This window comes from Sporolactobacillus pectinivorans, assembly GCF_002802965.1.
In the GTDB taxonomy this organism is placed as follows: Bacteria; Bacillota; Bacilli; order Bacillales; family Sporolactobacillaceae; genus Sporolactobacillus; species Sporolactobacillus pectinivorans.
On record NZ_NXGA01000001.1, the window covers coordinates 2,288,170 to 2,309,060 of the forward strand.

General features: G+C 44.3%; 16 protein-coding genes and 1 pseudogene. 7 read left to right on the forward strand and 10 right to left on the reverse strand.

Annotated features, from left to right (window positions below):
* Positions 1-236: 236 nt before the first annotated feature.
* Genes COP04_RS10980 through COP04_RS10990 form a run of 3 tightly spaced genes read left to right on the forward strand, consistent with a single transcriptional unit; the run spans position 237 to position 3,645 of the window.
* Positions 237-1,517 carry a UDP-glucose dehydrogenase family protein gene (locus tag COP04_RS10980; protein ID WP_100488061.1) on the forward strand — a complete coding sequence of 427 codons (1,281 nt, stop codon included), beginning with the start codon at positions 237-239 and terminating at the stop codon, positions 1,515-1,517.
* Entirely contained in the window at positions 1,514-2,470 is a 957-nt protein-coding gene (locus COP04_RS10985; RefSeq protein ID WP_100488062.1) for an NAD-dependent epimerase/dehydratase family protein, read from the forward strand. Before COP04_RS10980 ends, COP04_RS10985 begins: the two co-directional genes overlap by 4 nt.
* Positions 2,467-3,645, forward strand: coding sequence for a glycosyltransferase family 4 protein (locus tag COP04_RS10990; RefSeq protein WP_239984841.1), 1,179 nt, complete (start codon positions 2,467-2,469; stop codon positions 3,643-3,645). Before COP04_RS10985 ends, COP04_RS10990 begins: the two co-directional genes overlap by 4 nt.
* A gap of 198 nt (positions 3,646-3,843) precedes the next feature.
* On the opposite strand, the gene COP04_RS10995 is transcribed toward COP04_RS10990, so the two are convergent.
* Genes COP04_RS10995 through COP04_RS11005 form a run of 3 tightly spaced genes read right to left on the reverse strand, consistent with a single transcriptional unit; the run spans position 3,844 to position 6,512 of the window.
* Positions 3,844-4,284: a hypothetical protein gene (locus tag COP04_RS10995; RefSeq protein WP_100488063.1), complete on the reverse strand. Its 441-nt coding sequence runs from the start codon at positions 4,282-4,284 to the stop codon at positions 3,844-3,846.
* Positions 4,285-5,382 carry a CotS family spore coat protein gene (locus COP04_RS11000; protein WP_157800262.1) on the reverse strand — a complete coding sequence of 366 codons (1,098 nt, stop codon included), beginning with the start codon at positions 5,380-5,382 and terminating at the stop codon, positions 4,285-4,287.
* The gene (locus tag COP04_RS11005) at positions 5,379-6,512 is read right to left on the reverse strand and encodes a glycosyltransferase family 4 protein (RefSeq protein ID WP_100488064.1); all 1,134 of its coding nucleotides are present in this window, start codon (positions 6,510-6,512) and stop codon (positions 5,379-5,381) included. The genes COP04_RS11000 and COP04_RS11005 overlap by 4 nt, the downstream gene beginning before the upstream one ends.
* A 401-nt stretch (positions 6,513-6,913) precedes the next feature.
* On the opposite strand from COP04_RS11005, the gene COP04_RS11010 reads away from it, so the two are divergent.
* The 4 genes from COP04_RS11010 (at position 6,914) to COP04_RS11025 (ending at position 11,323) form a co-directional block, all read left to right on the forward strand.
* A complete protein-coding gene (locus COP04_RS11010; protein WP_239984981.1) occupies positions 6,914-7,918 on the forward strand; it encodes a CotS family spore coat protein in 1,005 nt (334 codons plus the stop codon).
* Between the two features lie 532 nt (positions 7,919-8,450).
* The gene (gpmA, locus tag COP04_RS11015) at positions 8,451-9,179 is read left to right on the forward strand and encodes a 2,3-diphosphoglycerate-dependent phosphoglycerate mutase (RefSeq protein ID WP_100488066.1); all 729 of its coding nucleotides are present in this window, start codon (positions 8,451-8,453) and stop codon (positions 9,177-9,179) included.
* Positions 9,180-9,490: 311 nt separating this feature from the next.
* On the forward strand, positions 9,491-10,840 hold the full coding sequence (locus COP04_RS11020; RefSeq protein ID WP_100488067.1) for an MFS transporter: 1,350 nt from the start codon (positions 9,491-9,493) through the stop codon (positions 10,838-10,840).
* Positions 10,841-11,047: 207 nt separating this feature from the next.
* Positions 11,048-11,323: a hypothetical protein gene (locus tag COP04_RS11025; RefSeq protein WP_162297092.1), complete on the forward strand. Its 276-nt coding sequence runs from the start codon at positions 11,048-11,050 to the stop codon at positions 11,321-11,323.
* 72 nt (positions 11,324-11,395) lie between these two features.
* On the opposite strand, the gene COP04_RS11030 is transcribed toward COP04_RS11025, so the two are convergent.
* The 7 genes and pseudogenes from COP04_RS11030 to COP04_RS11065 form a co-directional block, all read right to left on the reverse strand.
* Entirely contained in the window at positions 11,396-12,685 is a 1,290-nt protein-coding gene (locus COP04_RS11030; protein WP_100488069.1) for a hypothetical protein, read from the reverse strand.
* Positions 12,686-13,116: 431 nt separating this feature from the next.
* Entirely contained in the window at positions 13,117-13,842 is a 726-nt protein-coding gene (locus COP04_RS11040; RefSeq protein WP_193437412.1) for an ABC transporter ATP-binding protein, read from the reverse strand.
* Positions 13,835-14,611: an ABC transporter ATP-binding protein gene (locus tag COP04_RS11045; RefSeq protein WP_100488071.1), complete on the reverse strand. Its 777-nt coding sequence runs from the start codon at positions 14,609-14,611 to the stop codon at positions 13,835-13,837. Before COP04_RS11045 ends, COP04_RS11040 begins: the two co-directional genes overlap by 8 nt.
* Complete coding sequence (locus tag COP04_RS11050) at positions 14,608-15,900, reverse strand: branched-chain amino acid ABC transporter permease (protein ID WP_100488072.1); 1,293 nt, start codon at positions 15,898-15,900, stop codon at positions 14,608-14,610. Before COP04_RS11050 ends, COP04_RS11045 begins: the two co-directional genes overlap by 4 nt.
* A 6-nt stretch (positions 15,901-15,906) precedes the next feature.
* Positions 15,907-16,899, reverse strand: coding sequence for a branched-chain amino acid ABC transporter permease (locus COP04_RS11055; protein ID WP_100488073.1), 993 nt, complete (start codon positions 16,897-16,899; stop codon positions 15,907-15,909).
* Between the two features lie 220 nt (positions 16,900-17,119).
* Positions 17,120-18,341 (reverse strand): annotated as a pseudogene (locus COP04_RS11060) (branched-chain amino acid ABC transporter substrate-binding protein).
* Positions 18,342-18,680: 339 nt separating this feature from the next.
* Entirely contained in the window at positions 18,681-20,858 is a 2,178-nt protein-coding gene (locus tag COP04_RS11065) for a methyl-accepting chemotaxis protein (RefSeq protein ID WP_100488074.1), read from the reverse strand.
* Positions 20,859-20,891 lie beyond the last annotated feature (33 nt).

Sequence of the window (20,891 nt, forward strand, 5' to 3'; positions counted from 1 at the left end):
TATATTACTTCGCGCCCCGCGTGAAAACGCCAAAGTGAGAAGAATTACATTCCTCTTAAGAATTTTTTTCTATAGGGCCTTGGAAGATTTGAAGAAGCCTGTTTCTAAATGGACAAGTTGCCTAGGGAAGCCCTAAGAATAGTATGTAAAAAAGGGCGGAATAGGCCGTGTCGTGACAAAAAAACATGGCCCATTCCGCACACCTGAACGGTGAGCAACGGATGGGGGAAGTTTGAATGAAAGTTTGTGTGGTTGGCGCCGGGTATGTCGGCCTGACGACTTCAGCTGTACTGGCGGATCTTGGGCATCAGGTAACATGCGTAGACTTGGATCAGAATAAAATCAGAACGCTTCAGGACGGAAAAATTCCGATTTACGAGGAAGGACTAGCCGAGCTTATCGAAACGGGCACTCGTTCTGGAAGACTGGTTTTTTCCAGCGATACAGCTTCAGGCATTGAGGATCATCCCGTCATACTTATCGCTGTCGGAACACCTCCGCAGAACGATGGAAGCACAAATTTGGCGGCCGTAGCCAATGTAATTGAAATGATTGCTGATCACGCGCATGCGCACAAAACGGTCATAACAAAAAGTACCGTTCCTCCCGGGACCAATGAGTGGATCAGCCGGGTATTGAGTGATAAAGGATTGCATCCGGAAAGTTTCGATGTGGTATCCAACCCTGAATTTCTCAAAGAAGGCACAGCGGTTCATGATTCTTTCCATCCGCACCGGATCGTCATCGGCGCAAAACGAAAGAAAGCTTTTCAATTGGTCCGGTCACTCTATCAAAAGATCAAAGCTCCGGTGATAGAAACAAATCTCGCCGGTGCTGAGTTAATCAAATATGCGTCAAACGCTTTTTTGGCTGCGAAGATTTCCTTTATCAATGAAGTTTCCAGAATTTGTGATGCGTATGATGCCGATATCAAAGACATTCAGCGCGGGCTTGAAGAAGACCCACGGATCGGCTCACATTTTCTCAGTGCGGGGCTGGGTTTCGGCGGTTCGTGCTTTCCTAAAGATTTAAGTGCTCTGGTACATGCGGCTACGGATAAGGGGCTTACCCCTTCCCTGCTTCAGGCAGTCAGTGATGTTAACGAGACGCAAACTGACTTTTATCTTAATAAACTGGAACAGGATCTGAACGATTTAAAAGGAAAGCAGATTACAGTCTGGGGTGTCACTTTCAAACCCGGAACCGACGATCTGCGCTGCTCCCAGTCCGTTAAACTGATCAACAAATTGATCAGTAAAGGCAGCGTCATTCATACGTATGATCCGGTAGCAAAGATTGAAAGCGAACGAGTGGCAAGCCATGATGATCTCTATGATTCTGTAAAAAATTCAGATGCACTGATTATTGCCACGGAATGGCCTGAATTTCAGGCACCGGACTGGGAGCGGATTAAAAGGTCAATGAATGGGACACTGCTGCTCGACGGCAGAAATTTCGTCGATTTGGAATCGATACGTGCACATGGACTGCATTATCTGGGGGTGGCACGGCGTTGAAAATATTAGTCACCGGTGCTGCAGGGTTCATCGGTTCACAGCTCTGCGAACGATTGCTTCAGACAGGAAATCATCACGTCATCGGAATTGACGGCCTGATTAATGAGAAAAAAATCAGGTTGCGTAATCTGACTCATTTAATTGAATACGACGAATCACGTTTTCAATTTTATCCGATCAATCTGCTCCAGGCTGATCTGAATCAGCTGCTTCAGGATGTGGACGTAGTTTATCATCTTGCCGGAATGCCCGGCGTCCGTTCAAGCTGGGGAAACGATTTCAATTTCTACGTGGAAAATAATATTCTGGCGACGCAAAAGTTGCTGGAAGCCTGCCGGGGCAGGTCTCTGAAGAAATTTATCTATATTTCTACCTCTTCGGTCTATGGTGAAAAAAAAGGAAGGGTGCCTGAATCATCTCTGCCGCAGCCGCTTTCCCCCTATGGCGTCAGCAAACTTACCGGTGAATACTTATGCAAGGTTTACTACAAGAATGAAGGAATTCCGATTGTTATTTTAAGATATTTCACCGTGTATGGTCCCCGTCAGCGCCCGGATATGGCGTTCCACCGTTTCATCCGCAAGATCATGGAAGGCCAACCGGTTCCTGTATATGGAGACGGGAAACAGACGCGGGATTTCACCTATATCAGTGACTGCGTTGAGGGTACAGCTTCCGTTCTTGAAGCCGACCATGTGATCGGCGAGACGATCAATATCGGCGGGCTGGAAAGAGCCTCTGTCTTAGATATCCTGTCTATCCTCAAGGATCTTACCGGCCAACCGGTCCAAACAGTTTTTGCCGGGGAACCCAAAGGCGAGCCGAAACACACGTGGGCGGACACACGGAAGGCAAAGAAATTACTGAATTATCAGCCGAAAGTATCTCTGAAAACGGGGCTTAAACATGAAATTGCCGACCTAAAGCTTTTATATAAGGAGAAAGTCGAATGAAGCTGGCATTGATCTGTACTGAGAAGCTGCCTGCCCCGGCTGTCAGAGGCGGGGCTATCCAGATCATGATTGACGGAATCTCACCGTTTCTTTCGTTTGGACACGAACTGACCGTTTTTTCAATTACTGACCTCTCTCTTCCCCGCCAGGAAGAACGCAATCATGTCCGATACATTCGCTTTCCGCGAGAGAGTTATACAGAACAGGTCACTTCGGCACTGACAGACGCTCATTTCGACGTCGTACATGTTTTTAACCGCCCGCAAAATCTGATCCGCTACAAAGCGGCCGCTCCGGAGAGCAATTTTGTTCTGAGTCTGCATAACGATATGTTCAGTACGGAAAAAATCAGCGTGACGGCAGGACAGGAAGCTATTCGATGCTCAGAAAAAATCATGACCGTCAGCCATTATATCCAGCGTACGACCGCAGACCGTTTCCCGGAATCCGAGCAAAAACTTGAGGTGGTTTACTCGGGCATTGACCCTAGCCGGTTTCATCCACAATGGACACCGAAGGGCAGAGCAATCAGGGAACAAATGCGAAGCAAATACCAACTTGGAAATAAAAAAATCATTTTATTTGCCGGTAGACTTTGCTGCGCAAAAGGGCCCCATCTGTTAATCCGGGCGATGAAGTATATCATTGACAGTCATCCGGATGCTGTACTTGTCATCGCCGGAGGAAAATGGTTCGCTGATAACGATATGAATCATTATGTCCGGATATTGCACCGACTTGCCGAACCTTTGGGCAATCATGTCCTTTTTACCGGATTTATCCCCGCAGATCGGATACCTGACCTGTTCACTATGGCCGATCTTTTTGTCTGCAGTTCGCAATGGCAGGAACCGCTGGCCCGTGTCCACTACGAAGCCATGGCTGCCGGGCTGCCGATCATTACGACCAACCGCGGAGGTAATAGTGAAGTGATGCACCCGAACGTCAATGGACTGGTCGTGAATGATTATGATCGGGCTGGCGCTTATGCAGCGGCAATCGATTTTATTTTGTCAAACGGTTACTCAGCGAAAATCATGGGACATAACGGGCGAAAACAGGCTGCCACATCCCACCGCTTCAGTCAGGTCGCCAATCATTTGGAACGGATTTATCTGAAAGCCTGTCGTCCGGCAGGCCAACCTAATCAGAGCGGATCTATAGCCACTTCTTAGAGAAGACCTGATAAATAAGAAGTTTACTTATGAGGCTATTTCGGCAATTAAAAATCAGTCTAAACTAATAAAAGTCTGTCGTCCTGTAAATCAATCGGCTTTCACGCTTCAGAGGATCCTATGGGCTAAAAAAGGCACTATCAGAAAACATCATTACAAGAAAAAGGGGGCCTCAGACAGCCTCCTTTTTCTTCATATTCAAGAATAGAATAAATTGAACTTTTTCGCGATCCATGGCTTTGCCGGAGGATTTTCACTCACTACATAAGTAGGATCCGGTACTTTAATCTTCTCAGATTCAGTCTTTTCTTCATGAATCCCCTTCGTTTTTTCTTTTTTGACTTCTGTTTTCTCCTTCGGTATTTCATCATCTACATCAATGGAAGAATGTACTTTCTCAGGTTTTTCGGTCATCTCTCCTGAGACCAGATGCTCCGAAGATAAAGAGAGTTCGGTTAATGATGTATCGGGCACTTCAGGCGGGGAAAAAGTTTCTGTCTGTATGCCGATTTCAGGATGATTGAGCAATTGATCATATTCAGCAGCGCTCCACCCCATCGAACCCGGCGGCGAAAACCGATAGTGCTCCAGATCGACTTTTGGAATTTTAATTTCGTCAAGATTAACAGGCTTAGCCAATTATGTCTCAGCTCCCTTTATGACACGTACATTTTCATCAAAGTGATCAAGAAATGCCTGTTTGGATTCTTCAACAGCTATGACATTTCGAAAATTCATCAGATACTTCTCATCGCCCCAAGACTCTTTCTGGCCAAGAAAATATTTATGGGCCATTGCGCAGAACATATGAGGGAACTTCAGATCCGTCCATAATACCTGATAATATTCCTTGGATAGAGGGTAAACGCGATCGTAGGCGCTCAGCATCCGGCATGCCAGATCTTGATCCCATACGGCCAGTTTCTTCATGACTTTATTTAACAGGATTCTTAGATCTCTTGCCGGAAGATCGATGGTCACTGAGTGCAGGTCTTTCATGAACACTTGATCATCTTTCAGGATCATACGGGCCATCGTAAAATCCTGCTGGCAGAACATACCCGACTCGATCGTTTCATTAGTCCAATTTTCTATATTCGAAGCGTCCAATTCTTTCAGCGATGCACGGCCGCGCGCAATCATCTGATCAACATGACTGAGAAAAAGCTTTGAAAACTCATCTTCCGGATCATCCTCAGCCAGTTTTTTATTGTCTTCGAGCTCCTGAAGCTTCCAGCGATACAATTTATGCCACTTTCCGGTTCGTGTTCTTTTCTTGCTGCCATCAACGGGAATATATCCTTTCGATGCCTGATGAAACGCACCGGCAAAAGCCATTGTTTTAGTGATCTGGTTCTTGTCGTAATATAGGACCGGATCGCTCTCACTTGCTTCATAAAGCACATAGACATGATCCCCGCCCGACAGGCAAAGCCCGCCGTTTTTTGTCGGAATCAGCTTCGCAATTGGAAGACCTTTTTTTTGCAGATGCCAGTGTGCGCCGGCAATAAATACCATTCGTCTCGGATTCATAAATTCCTGCCGGAGGTAAAAATCTCCATTTTCAGTCTTAATCAACCATTTTGATCGTCCACTGCGTGTTGAAAGCAGTTTTACGGATTTGGGGTTGATCGGATAGTAGCGCAGAACCATTTTCAGATCTTCATGATTTTTTTCCAGACTTTCCGTGTATTTTTCTTTATTCAATTTGATTCCCCATTTCAGATGCCTTTTCATTCATTGCCTTCGTACACGCGAAGCAAATTATCCGCTACACGGCTCCAGCCATATTTTGATTCGGCAAGCTGCCTGCCTTCTCTCCCCATCTCTTCCCGCTTTTGTCCATCGCTGAGCAATGAATTGATGACTCGTGCGTACTCCTGTGGCTGATCAAAATCATCAATGATCGCTCCATTTTCACCGTTGCTAATCACTTCGGCATTTCCGCCCCGGTTCGTTGTAACAATCGGCAAACCGGCAGCCATCGCTTCATAATGCACCCTGGCCAGCGGCTCCTGCCACTGCGAACTGCAGACGAAAAGATCGGACATAGCATAAAAATAGGGAATATCCCGGGGCCTGACAAACTTGATAAAAGTGACATAATCCGAATGCATTGCGCCCAGCGTGTACAGATGCTTCACATAATTATTGACCTGATTATCGCCAAACCACTTTGAGCCGACAAAAACAAGCATCACATCAGGATGTTCCCGGGCTATTTCCGGAATGGCCTGAAGGAGAATATGGGGGCCCTTGACTTTGCTCAACCGCCCGACGAACAGAATGATTTTCTTCCCTTCAAGGCCAGCTTTCTCCCGCATAATTTTCCGTATTCTTCCGCCTTCGTCTGTCCACACAGGATGATAAGTATCCAGGTCTACTCCTGAATAGACGGTCTCGATTTTTTCTGCAGCTTCAGGAAACCTGGAGATTATTCTCTCCCCGATAAAATTGCTGACCGTCACGATTTTTGAAACTGCCTGAATACATTTTTCACCGTTTTCTTTTGTTATTTTACTTTCCGCAAACATTTCATTGTGAACACTGAGTACGAAGCGACTGTCCGGTGACGCTTTTTTCAGACTTTCGATCCAAGACGGACGGTTGCACAGATGAATGACATCAAAGTGTTGGGTTTTTAACTGTTCCACCAATCCTGCGAGATAATGATGCTTATCAATTCGAATATACTGAATCCCGTCTTTCGTTTCACTCTCCTGCAGGTCGGGATCTTTTATCGAAAAAACGGTGACCTGATGGGACTTCGCAATGATTTCCGCTGATGACTGGAGGTATATTTGGATCGCGCCGCCCCTGATTGCCGGGACAGGCAGTTTTTCCGTTGCGATCATCGCAATATTCATAAGGCTCCTCCTTCTACTACGCTGTATAAATAGTTCTCACTTTTTATGATACGGGCAACCGGCGCGAGTTGTGCGCAGTCATCTCTTTTGCTATGAAAATGGGCAGTTTATGCCGGGCCGTCAACCTAATTGTTGAAACCTGGTGTTTAATAATAGCAGATACCGGTCAGAAACCATAAGTTATCTATATAGAACTCTGGAGTGGAGGAAAAGTGATGAATAGACCGAGCGGACCGCTATTGACCTATAACGGAATTAAATTAACAAGCACTGATATCGGGGCAAACTCCGATCAGCACCTGATACAAGATGATCTGAAACACACAAACCAATCACTGAATCAATCTTCGAAAGACAAGTTGAAAGAAGAAGAAAAAAGCGAGACGGAACTGACTCCGGAAATGGTTGAAAAATTAAATCAGCTGGCCTCTTCCCTGTTGAACAACTGGGCGATTGAGGTACAGAATATTGAATTGATTCAGGGCGGGCAAATGGCGATTGTCTGGAAACTGGCTACAGACCGTGGCCCTCTTTGCCTGAAACGCATTCACCGGCCGGAGAAAAAAGCTCTGTTCTCTATCTATGCTCAGAATTACCTGGCGAAAAAAGGATCGCGTGTTCCCGGAATCATATCCAATAAGGAGGGCGGCCTTTATACAAAGCAGGGTCCGTTTCTTTTCGTCGTTTATGACTGGATTGTCGGCCGCCCTTTTGATTTAACCGTGCAGGAAGATCAGGAATGGATTATGAAAGGATTGGCGCAGTATCATCGGGATTCAATCGGTTACCAGCCGCCCGAAGGCGTTCCGGTGTTCACCAAGCTTGGCCAATGGCCGAAACATTATATCAAACGCTGCCAGCAGATGGAATCATGGAAATTGATAGCTGAAAACATGCCCGATGATCCTTTTTCACAACTATATTTGTCGGAAATTGATCACCACATTGAATTCGGCAGGGATGTATTAAAAAAGTTACAGGCCTCCTATTACCCTGAATGGGTAGCCAAGTGCAAAATTGCGCCCGGTCTTTGCCATCAAGATTACGGGACAGGTAATACGCTGCTTTCAGATAATAACATCTGGATCATCGACCTTGACACGACGACCTTTGATCTGCCTATCCGGGATCTGCGAAAAGTAATAATCCCTCTGATGGGCGATCAGGGAGAATGGGATCAGGTCCTTTTCAATACAATGCTCAGGGCCTATGAACAAGTTTCTCCATTGACCGGCGAGCAGAAAAAAGTAATGTTTACAGATATGCTCTTCCCGTATGAGCTCTATGAGACTGCCAATGAGAAGTATGGAAGAAAAAACGATTTGCCGCTGGAAGAATTGGTGCAGGCTCTTGAATACGAGCAAAAAAAGAGCGAGCAAATCAATGGACTGATAGCGGGTTTGTAAATTTCATTGGTATACCAACAATAAAGGATCAGAACTCTATATTGTAAAGAGTCCTGATCTTGTCTTTTTCTAATTATCGTCTTTTTCCAGGTTTTCACCACATATGTCGGCATCGATGACCTGTCCTCTGTCCGTTGAAGCCTGCGTTTTCCCGGAGGATGTTTTCTGCCGACAAAGTGCAAAGTGTCTGAACTGAGTCACGCTGATACCAGCAAAAACCAAACTACCAACCAGGTTCAGTACATGTCACTTTCTCGTACTATAAAGGTATCCTAAAACAAAGGTATCCTAAAATCAGGTCTCTATCGGGTCGGCTCAAAAGCATTGTACTATTTTACTAAGAGTCGCTCTTTCCGCCAAACAAGGAATCCGTCAGGAAAATGAAATATGTCCTTAATTTTCCAGTCATGATTTTAATGTTTGGAAAAATATTTTTGATGAAGTATACTGAGGTTTGTAAAGGATTTTTCTTTTTTCCTGATGACTCATAGAATAGAATCTCACACATCCACTCTGTATGGAGGAATGGAAAATGAAACTTGTTATTGTCAGGCATGGTGAAAGTGAATATAATAAGCTCGATTTGTTTTCCGGCTGGGAAGATATTGCACTGACCGAAAAAGGGATCAGTGAAGCTCGGGCGGCAGGCCGGGACATTAATCAGACCGGCATTCATTTTGATGTAGCTTTTACATCGGTTCTCAAACGCTCGATTAAGTCTCTTCAATACATACTTGACGAGATCGGCCAGGAATGGCTTCCCGTTCATAAAACGTGGCGTTTGAACGAGCGCAGCTACGGAGCGCTGCAGCGTCTGAATAAAGCCGAAACAGCTGATGAACGCGGTCACGACCTCGTTAACAGGTGGCGTAAAAGTTATGATGCATTGCCTCCGATGCTGGAAAACGATGATCCACGCCACCCTTGCCATGACCGGCGCTATGCGCATGTCGATCCGTATCTGCTTCCCGGAGGAGAAAGCCTGAAAACAACGTTGGACAGGGTACTCCCCTGCTGGAGCGACCAGATTGTCCCCCATCTTCTGAGCGGTGAAAACGTTCTTGTGGTCAGCCACCGGAATACATTGCGCGCTTTGGTAAAATATTTGGAACATATCTCAGACCAGGACATCGTCAAGGTCGACATTCCCACTGGTGTTCCAGTCGTTTATGACTTTGATAACAAGATGAATATTGTTTCAAAACTTGAGCTCGAAACAGAGGTTATTTCCCGTTCCAACCCTGAGATCTCGGAAAAGTAAGTAATGCTACTTTTCCGTCAGCGATTAAAATTCTCCCGAAAAATGATTGTCACACGCCTTGTAGATTCTTTATTATTTGATTGGGAAGGATATTGATTGACGGATCCTTTCTTTTTTTGTACCCTCTCAAAATGATTCTCTGAAGAAGTAATCTATGTGATAGAAGTATACAGAATAATTCATTACTAATTTTTTTTTTTTGAAAAAAGAGTGTTTTCCGAAATATTTTTCGCTATAATTAATTCATTACCTAAAGTCATCAAATAGATGTGTTTTAGGAATGTATTGTCTATCACAGAGAGGGTGAAAACATGTCCGGAATCCAGGAAGCACAAAATAATAATTTTTCAAATATTGCCAACCGTCTGGATAGGCTGCCGATAGCCCGTGTGCACATTCATGTGCTGGCGGCGCTTGGCGTCGTTTATTTTTTTGATCTTGCCGATCTATTCACATTGAGCAATGTGGCCCCTGCTTTAATTGAACATTGGGGCATCAGCCTGAAAACTGTAGGAAATATCACCGCTGTTTCATTTCTTGGAATGTTCATCGGCGCTTCGGTCGGCGGCTGGCTGGCCGATAAAATCGGCAGAAAGCGAGCGCTCACATGGTTTGTCCTGCTCTTTTCTGTCGCATCGATCTTCAACGGATTTTCTTGGGATGTAACCTCGCTGATCGTTTTCCGCTTTTTCACAGGTGTCGGGCTTGCATCCGCTATGATTGTGACGAACAGCTATCTGGCCGAATTCTTCCCTTCAAATGTTCGAGGCAGATTTACGACACTCTGCGCGATGGCCGGCCTGATCGGCGTACCGATCACAAATGTTGTTTCTGCTTTAGTCATCCCTCTTGGGGGATGGGGCTGGCGTCTGGTCTTTTTCTGGGGGGCTGCCGGTATACTATTTTTCATACTCTCTCATAAAATGGAAGAATCACCCAGATGGTTTGAAAATCAGGGAAAATTTCGAGAAGCGGACGCAATAATGAAAAAAATTGAGGCACAGGTTGAAAAGGAAAAAGGTTCACTCAATGAACCCAGAAAACCCGTCGCAGTAAAGCAAATAGAACATAAAGGGTACGCCGGTCTTTTTAAGGGAACGAACCTGAAGATTACGGTTGTCCTTTCCGGAATCTGGATTTGCGAAACTTTCGGATTTTATGGCTTTGCATCTTGGGTGCCCAGTCTGTTAAAGAGCAGCGGCATTGATATTGAGCAGGCGCTCTGGTACAATGTGCTTCAGTCTGTCGGTGCGCCATTCGGTGCCTTTATTGGTTCAATGATTTCTGAACGTTTTCAGCGTAAATCAATTCTGGCATTCAGCGCGTTTCTCACAGCGATCGCAGGTCTATTGTATGGCATGACAATGATTCCGCTGATGATTATCATTTTCGGTCTAGCGGTAAATATTACAGAGCGTGTTTTTACCTCCAATCTGTACGCGTACACTTCCGAACCTTATCCAACAGAATACCGTTCATCGGGGAGCGGACTGGCCTATGGACTTGGCCGTTTCTCAAACATCTTTGGATCCCTGATTATCGGTTTTGTCGCTGTAAATCTCGGTTATGTGAGCGTCTTTCTCTTCATCGGTGGCTGCTGGCTAATCTGCGTTGCTCTTCTCATCTTCTTTGGGCCGAAAACTAATAACTTGCAGATTTGATCAATTTGCTCTTCTCATTTCATTTAAGCTAAGGCACAGACTTTTAGTGGGACTAAAGTCTGTGTTTTTATTTTTTTTACAAATAAAGGGAATAAATACTCTGTTTATATTTTCTTCGAATCTTATAATTATTGTAAAATAATAAACCGAGGTGATTGGTGCGTGCAAATTACTCAGGTTGCGATAGTGATTACTACGGGTCGGCATTTGACAAATACTTATAGCCAGCTTATTGCTTTACAGCAGGAAAAGCATTTTATGCTGAACAATATACAGGAGCTTCAGCATGGAAGGATTTCAAGAACAGCGGCGGAAAGCATCAACAGAATCCAGGAAAATATTATATCTGTAAATCGGCAAATTAATGACGTCCAATCGGAAGCTAGTCATCAGAGTCAGTACTCTCAACAGGCGTTAGTCGGAGGCGACCGAATGGAGATCAGCAATCAAGCATTAGCACGATACAATGCCTATTATACTTAAAGAAAACCCAGAATCGGTTCCGATTTTGGGTTTTCTTTTTAGTCATTCTGTTTTAAGAGAGAAAAGCATGGGTTATTCCGGATTTGGAAAGTAACCAATCATCTGATTTACAAAACGATCCAGCCATTTACGATCCTGCTCGGTACCATGAAAATTGGTACTGAATGTCATCACTTTATTGAATGTGGTCACAGCAATCTGAAAATAAGGTGCGTATTTTATCGATCCGGAGATGAAGGCATCTTCAGCATCCAGATTCCCGAACCTCAGACTTTCCTTGTCAAGAATGCCTATATTAGTCATGCCGTTTAAAGGAATACTGTAGATTTTAGGGAACTCTCTCTTCGCTTCGTCAAGCGGCAGTGTCTGATATGCTTTCTCCAGTTCCCAGTACACTTTCAGAGGTTCAAGACTCCCCTTTTGTTTATCCATGACGTTTTTCACTTGATGCAATGCCTCATCAAAAGTTATTCCAACTTTTCTTGGAACAGCACAGATAATATTAGACGTCAGGTTGCATATACCGGGAATATAGTCTTTAGGTAAAAAGGCCCGAATGTTGACCGGACAATCGAGAACAATCAGATCACCCTTAAGGGCAGCCGACAGTGCACAGACATAGGCCGCAAACAATGCATCGTTAATCGTAGCTCCACGTTTTTTTGCATAGTCTTTAATGGCATTGAATTGCGATACTCCGACCTTGTGTTTGATGATGAACGGGTGATGTTCATCACCTGATAAAGGTAAGTAATCCCGTTCTGATTGGGAAAAAGATTGCAGATGAGCCTGATGTACTTCTTGCATCTGTTTTTCTGTTAAATGGCTGAAAACCTGATGAATGCTCCGTCTCCCAGGATCCGGCATCTCAAATGGAAGTGCAGTCATATCGGGATAATCAGAAAATTGAGAGTAGCATTTGCAAAGAAGATACAAATAATCCCTGAAGCCTCCTCCGTCACAAACCATATGATTCATGACAATAGCCAAAGTATCTGCGTTTTTATCGCGCACAACAGTAATGGACAATTGAGGGCCAACCTGCTCATCAAGCTTGCGGATCAGGGACTCGTGAACCGATTCTTCACGATTGTCTGTCTCAAAAATCTTAACAATATCTTCCGCTGTCCAACCCGCTTCTGACCAAACGGCCCCGGTTTCTGATTCAGAAAACCTGCAAACAATCAATGGAACAGCCTGAAATGTTGCGGTAACCGCTTTTTTCAGAAGATCCACGGATACACGGCCATTATATTCAATGGAAGCATGTAAATAATGATCATTGCGCTTCTTCTGTCCTGATACGTAATGCTTGATGTCCGCACTTTCAGCCGGATAGTTTCTCTGTTTTATTTCTGTCATTCATTTCATCTCCTCAATCAGCAGTTAGTTATCTTATCGATGGGGCTATTACTTACGGCAATAGAGTGACTAGAGGTCGGATCTGAACGGTCATAATTTTCTAAATGCGCGCCGCTCCGCATAATCAACACAAGTGGGGCAGATGAAAATAGTTCTTCCATGGTCGTCTCTGTATTTTCTCATACCAGGCTTTTTTTGATGACAAAGCGCGCATTCTTTTTGAAATAGCAAAATATGCACCGTTGCAGTTGCCAGATTTCTTAGCCAATTCATGAACAGCCATCCCCTTCAATGATTGCCTTGAATAGTTACAATTATAAATTGTAAGCCGCTTTTCGATCAAATGATTAAGACTGTGAACCAGGCGGTATCAGAAAAACGGCGGGATCATCCACAAAGATGATTCCACCGTTTTTTTAATAAAACAAAAATTATGCCAGATAGGCTTCGCGAACCTGTTGGTTGGACAGTAATTCGTTGCATGGCCCCTCGAGAACAATGTTCCCTGTTTGAATCACATACCCGCGGTTAGCAATCTGAAGAGCTTGAAAGGCATTCTGTTCTACGAGTAGAATGGTCATGCCCTCTTTGTTCATCTCTTTTATGATCTCAAAAATCTGCTCCACAACAATGGGAGCAAGTCCCATAGATGGCTCGTCAAGCATCAGAAGTTTGGGTTTCATCATCAGCGCGCGCCCGATGGCGAGCATTTGCTGTTCGCCGCCGCTCATGGTCCCTCCTTTTTGATCGAGCCTTTCCTTCAACCTTGGGAAGTATCCGAATACGCGAGCCATACGTTCGGCAATTACTTTTTTATTTCGCTCCGCAAAAGCGCCGATCTGCAAATTCTCACGCACAGTCAGTCTTGGAAAGATGCGCCTGCCCTCAGGTACCTGAGCAATACCCATATAAGCGTTCACATGAGCCGGGTTCTTGGTAATATCTTTGCCATCGAATACAATGAATCCTTCTTTGGGCGTTACCTGACCGCTGATAGATTTCAATGTTGTTGATTTTCCGGCACCGTTGCTTCCGATCAGCGTAACAATCTCACCTTGATCAACGTAAAGGTCGATCCCCTGCAGCGCTCGAATTTTTCCATAAAAGCTCTCTATATTTTTCAGCTCAAGATAATGCTTTCCCGGTTCATCAGCCAAGATTGCTCGCCTCCTTTCCAAGATATGCCTCAATCACACGTTTATTGTTCCTGATATCGTCAGGTTTACCGGAGGCGATTAATTCGCCATGGTCAAGGACGTAAATATAATCCGAAATCTCCATAACCAGTCTCATATCATGTTCAATCAGGATTATCGTTACATCCAACCGCGTACGCATATCATGGATAAGATCCGTTAAACTCTTTGTTTCTTTAGGGTTCATGCCTGCTGCCGGTTCATCAAGAAGCAGAATTTTAGGCTTTGACGCGATCGCTCTGGCAATTTCCAGGCGTCGCTGTGCCCCATAAGGAAGATTGCCCGCACTTTCATTCAAGCTGTCTTCCAGACCGACATATTCCAGTATTTTATAAGCCTCTACTTTGGCCTCCTCTTCCTCGCGTGTGATAGACGGAAAGTGAAGGAGCGTCCCGACCCAATGGCTTTTAAGCTGCTGATGCATACCGACCAGCACATTTTCCAGGACGGTCTGTTCATTAAAAAGGCGGATGTTCTGGAAAGTACGTGTAATACCAAAGTGGCAAACCTGATGCGGCTTGAGCCCGACAAGTGATTTTCCATTCAGTAGAATATCTCCCGATGTCGGTCTGTAAACTGCGGTAATCATATTAAAGAAAGTCGTTTTACCGGCACCGTTAGGGCCTATTACAGCTGTGATTGAATTCTTCTCAACATTCATTGTAATATTTGACGTCGCGGTTAGTCCGCCAAATTTTTTTGTCAAATTTTTTACTTCGAGGATGTTCACGATTCGGATCCCTCCATTTTGGGGTTCTCCTTATATTTGTTTTCTTCTATGGCCGCTTCCCTTTTCAGTTTTTTCACATCAACCATTTTATTCTTGTGCGGTATTAACCCTTTCGTTCGGTAGAGCGCGAATACAACCAGCAGAATGCCGAAAATAAACCGCTGCATTTTTGCCGGAGACAGGGCATCAGGAACCATCAATATTCCAGATGCGCTCAACTGGCTCAGCCAGTTGGAAATATCAGTCAGCACCTGGTTATTCAGGATAATGACTACCGCGGCACCTAAAATGACACCCGGAATACTGCCCATCCCGCCAAGGATAACCATAACCAGAACCATCGTTGATTCAAGATATGTAAAGCTCGTTGCGTCAATGTACATCTGCTTCGCTGCAAAAACCGATCCCATCATTCCGGAAAAAGAAGCGCCAATCGCAAAAGCGGCGAGTTTGGTCTTGACTAGCGGAATACCCATCGCCTGAGCAGCAATTTCATTATCCCGCACAGCTTTCCACGCGCGACCAAGCTTCGAATGTTCAAGCCTTGTAGCTACATATATGGCTACGAGAAATATGCCCAGTGCAATGTAATAAAACTGACTGGGATTCTGAATTGCGATACCAAAAAATTTCGGCGGGACAATTGAAGGAATTCCCATCGATCCGTTTGTGATATTGATCGGATGATCCATATTATTCAGAACGATACGGATGATTTCCCCAAAACCAAGGGTCACAATCGCCAGATAATCGCCTTTTACCCGAAGCACTGGGATGCCGAGAAGGATGCCAAAAATAGCTGCTATAATGGCACCAATCGGAATGAACAGCCAGAAAGCATCTCCGGGGACCGGAAAGTGTCCAAATGGCATAAAGTGGTTAGCCTGAGAACTGCCGAAAATGGCAAATGTATAAGCACCAACCGCAAAAAAGGCGATAAACCCTAAGTCGAGCAAACCAGCAAACCCTACGACAATATTCAGCCCCAGTGACATGGTCACGTAAATCAGAACCAGTGTGCCGACATCCATAAAAGACTGGAATGATGTCCCCTGGCTCGCGGCAAATGGCATCAAAACGCCAATAATTAATAGGCCTAAAACCCATTTAATCTTCACATTGAACTTCAGGTAATAAAGGATCAAAACAGATAACAGAAGAATCAGGAACGCAGTGACTGAATCTGAAAGCAGAAACAATCCCAATGTTGTGATCAGAACATATGCTGCAAAGAAAATGATCTGGCCTTTTTTGCTGTCGCCAATCTTGTGTACCAGTGTTTTTATCATATTGGCTTACACCTTCTCTACAGCGGCTTTTCCAAACAAGCCTTCAGGTTTAAATATCAGAACGAGGATCAGAATAACGAAGGCGAATACATCTTTATATTCCGAGCCCATCGCGCCGTGGGTAATGGTAGAAAGATTGGCCGATGCGAACATTTCAAGCAGTCCCAGTAAGATGCCTCCGAACATCGCGCCGCGTATGTTGCCAATGCCGCCCAATACAGCTGCTGTAAAGGCTTTGATTCCTAGAATAAAACCGATATACGGATCAACGGTACCGTATTGAATTAAGAAAAGCACACCAGTGGCACCGCCAAGCGCGGATCCAATGAAGAAAGTAACTGAAATGACGCGATTGACATTGATTGACATGAGTGAAGCGGTGTCACGGTCCTGAGCCACAGCACGCATTGCCATACCCCACTTTGTGCGGTTAACAAAAATGTCCAGAGAAACAAGCATAATAATCGTAACAATTGAAACAACAAGAAAGGAACCTTGAAAGATCGCATTGTTAAAGAACGGAAACACTGAATGGATATTCAGCACAAATCGGTGCTGAAACATTGGCGGAGCAGTAACAATATAATTACCTGTTTTCAGTTCTGCAATAAAACGAACGGCATCTTCCAGAATGAAGGATATTCCGATCGAAGTGATCAGTGCAATAAGTTTTGGAGCATTTCTCTTTCGAAGCGGCCTGTAAGCCACACGCTCAATGCCCACTCCCAATGCCCCTGTCACAAGTGCTGCGACCAATATAATGATAATAAAAACAATCAATGATGGCAGCGACGACATGAACCCGATACTCATTAGAAAGAAGAGCACTGCCGCGCCCACAAAGGAACCGGTCATAAAAATGTCACCGTGCGCAAAGTTGATCAATTCAAGGATGCCATACACCATGGTATAGCCAATGGCAACAACAGCGTAGACAAAACCTAGTGTCAAACCGTCAATCAATACCTGGGGTGTGATCTGTATAATTTGCTGCAGCATTCACTTTTCACCTCTTAGTTTGTAATATCTCTGCAGGTCCATCAGCAGGAAAAATCGAGCGAATTTTTTGACTATAAAATTTTTAAAAGGGTATAGCCAGAATATCCATACCCTTTTAGACCAAGCCCAATATTGGCAGCAGAAGTGAATACTATCCGAACGCCAATTCGCTCAGCGTCAAGATACCCTGCCACATGCCAGTTCGAATGAGCTACTTATATTATTGTTTAGTAATTTCGGTTTGTTCGGTTGCCGGATAAGCAACTTTATCAAATTTATAGATATAAATCTTGGCAAATTTGTTGTCGCCTTTCGAATCAAAGCTTACTTTCGTCGCTATACCGCTGTAGTTCTGAATACCGCGAACCGCAGTGGCAACTGCTTCACGAGTCGGAAGCTTTCCTCCGTTCTTGTCAATGGCATTCATGATTCCTTTGAGAAGAACTCCGGCACTATCATATCCATAAGCCGAATAGCCTTCAATATTCATGTGGAATGCAGCTTTATAAGCGCTGGCAAACTTACGGCCCGCTTCGGTCTTTGTTACGTCACCAACAACAGTCGAGAAGTATACACCCTTTACAGCGCTACCGGCAATCTGAACTGTCGTAGAAGAATCCATGCCGTCACCGCCCATGATCGGGATATTCAGCCCCTGCTGGCGAGCCTGCTTGACAATCAGAGCACCTTCAGCGTAAACGCCACCGAAATAAATCAAGTCGGGTTTTGTGGCCGCTGCCTGGCTGATTACACCACTGAAATCTTTTTCGCCGACCGTGATACCGTCATATCCGAGAATCGTAGCACCAAGCTTCTTGGCTTCATCTCTGAATGCCGAAGCAAGTCCGGATCCGTAAGGTGTTTTATCCTNTGCCGAAGCAGGATCCGTAAGGTGTTTTATCCTGAATGATAAAAATCTTTTTTGCTTTTAATGTATCTACAGCGTATTTCGCACCGGCGGGTCCCTGAAAGTCATCGCGTGCGCAGATTCTGTTGACAGTTTTTAATCCTCTGTCTGTGACTTCAGTAGCCGTGTTTGCCGGGGAAACCATCGCGATGTGGTTTTGTTCATACACCTGTGAAGAAGGGATGGCCACGCCTGAGTTCAAATGACCGACAACGCCAAGAATCGAGGTATCTGCCGCAATATCCTGGGCATTTGATACACCCTTCTTCGGATCAGCCATATCATCATAAGGCACCAATTCCAGTTTAAAGCCTTTCTTTGCAAAAGCCGCCTGCTGATCATTAACGGCAAGCTGGGCACCGTCTTTTATGGCTTCGCCTAATGTTGCGCTGCCACCCGAAAGAGGCGTTTGTGTTGCAATTTTAATAATGGTTTTTCCTCCGCTGGCACCGCCTGACGATTTCGAACATCCGGCAATTGATCCGGCAATGAGTGCGATTGCAACAAACAGTGGGATAATTCTCTTTAATCTCATTAAAACCCTCCTTTTTTTAAAAAGCGGCATTAATTTAAATTATCAGACATTTTTGTGCAAACCTCACCACCTATCATTAATCTTCTGTAAATTTTCTAATTTAACTTGCAACTCTTAAGGACAATAATAATTACTTATATGCTCATAGTCATTATCTATGTCAGATGATTTAACACATTAAATTTTTTTGACAGTTTATTATTCAAGAAAAAATAGCGGTGCATAAATAATTTAGGTAATATGATTATTTTCAAAAATTTTAAAATTGTCCTTTGCGAAAATAATTTTTATATTAATAGTGCCTCTTCTTTTTATTTTCTCTTACTTAGTTCAACAGCTTCAGACTATTTTAAAAGAGGAGACCATACTTTGAAGGTTGTTTGATACATAATCAAGATTGCCGGTAATTTGCTTCAGACGGACAATCTCATTTGAAACCTGTGCCAGCAGATCAATCGATTGTTCACTGCTGCTCGCATTCCGGACAGTTTTTTCATTGATTTCATCTGCCGTTTTGTTAATTTTTACAACCACATCATTGACATCGCGACTCTCTTCATTCGTGATACTCAGCAAGGCCTCCATTTTTTCTGTGATCTCTCTGATATTTCCGGATATGTAATTAAATGTATCAATTGTGTCTTTAATCCTTTGGGTAGAATCCTTAACTTTTGCATCAGTTTGTTGGATCTCCTGAAGTGTCCGATTGGTTTCTCTCTGAATATTGTCTACCAGGTCGGCGACAGAATTCGTCGCATATTCAGTCTGCTCCGCCAGTTTAGATACTTCTTTAGCGACCACACTAAAACCCTTGCCCGCATCACCGGCCCGCGCAGCCTCGATCGTTGCATTTAGTGCCAACATCTGAGTTTGCTCACTGATTCGGGCAATTGTCGTCACTGCTTTAGTAATAGCCTCTGAATGGCGGTGCAGTGTTTCTATATGTTCAAGCGACCCGTTCATCGTTTTTTCAAGATCACTGATTTGCTGTAACGTTGCCGAAGAATTGCCGTTCGCGATTTTTGTGCGGCTGCTTGTATCTTCCGTTTTGGCAGTGACCTGATGGATTAAAGTGTCCATTTCCTGAATAGCAGCAGAAAGGCTGTTAAAATGCTCACGGGTGTCCTGAAAGATACTGTTTTGCTGTTTCGCAGCTGCGACCAGGCCATTAACCGTGCTGCCGACGGTTTGCATACTTTCAGAGAGCTTATTAGTCATGCCGGAAACTGTCGTTGCGGCGTTCTTGGACGCTTTTGCTGAACTGCCGACACGTTTGACCATGGACATCTGATTGTTGATAAATTTATTAAACCATCTCGAAAGCTCGCCAATTTCATCATACGAACTTTTATCAACACGTGTTGTCAGATCTCCTTCTCCCTCTGCAATCTGATGAAGGATGTTGACAGTCCTGTTAAGCGGGCTGACAACAACTTTTTTTGTTGAAAGGTAAATGGCCAGAGAAAGAAGCAGCCAAGTCATTATTGAACAAATAATACCGGCGTTAAGCGAGAAGTGAAAACTTATTCCGTTGGCTGCCACTGCCATTGCAATACCGGCTGCAAAATTAAGTGGCAAACGTAAATTCAGGCTCTTGAAATTGTATATTTCCGAAACATCGCCCTCGCACATCATTCCCCAGACTTCTTCAGTATACGGAGGATGAATCAGCGTTCCTTTGCCGCCTACGAGGATATGCCGATAATCGGGATACCCGGGCCACACATCGAGATTGCTGCCATTTTCCATGGTCAGTTGCACACCTTGATGAAGCTTACCTGTTTTCGGATCCGTGAATCTGATCTCAAATTCGGTATGTTTGTCAACTTTCACAATGCCCCATTTTCCCGCCCGCACACCATCTTTCAGATTATCGCCAAGCGTGAAAGTATTATCTTCAAATCGGCTTCTGGAAATTGCAGTCCCGGGAAGAATCGGTCGATCTGTCTTAACCATAAAAAGATAATTATCACCGGATTCTTTATACACGTGTGTATCTTCATCCTGAATGACGTTGCTCATGCTGTCATTAAGCACGCGGCCAAGGAATACTCTCTTCACCCCCGCACGATCAGAGGCGGGAACAGAGAACATCAACGTTACCTCATCCGCAAAATGCTGATCTGAACAATCAATATCCAAGCTTCTCGGGTCTTCGTAGGGTCCATACATCAATCGCTGATTTTCCAAGCCTTTTGAATAATTTGGCAGATCAGCCATCATATGGCCAATATGCTGATTGAAAGTAGAAATGATGACTTTGCCACGTTCATCAAGAAGGATGAATTCTACAAAATCACTGCTCTGTTTTAATTGTGCTCTCATCACTGCGGCAATTTCGCTGCCCTGCTCATCGTAACTGTTCACAATTCTGTTTGCATTTTCAAGTTCCACCCACCGGTCACGGAACCAATTATCAAGAGCTTTTTTTCTTCCGTTGGAAATGCCCTCAAAAACCTTCTCATGATGACTTTTTAATTTTCTATTTAAAGCATGCATGATATGTACATGCGACATACAGCATCCCCCCATTATTTTTCAGAATGATAA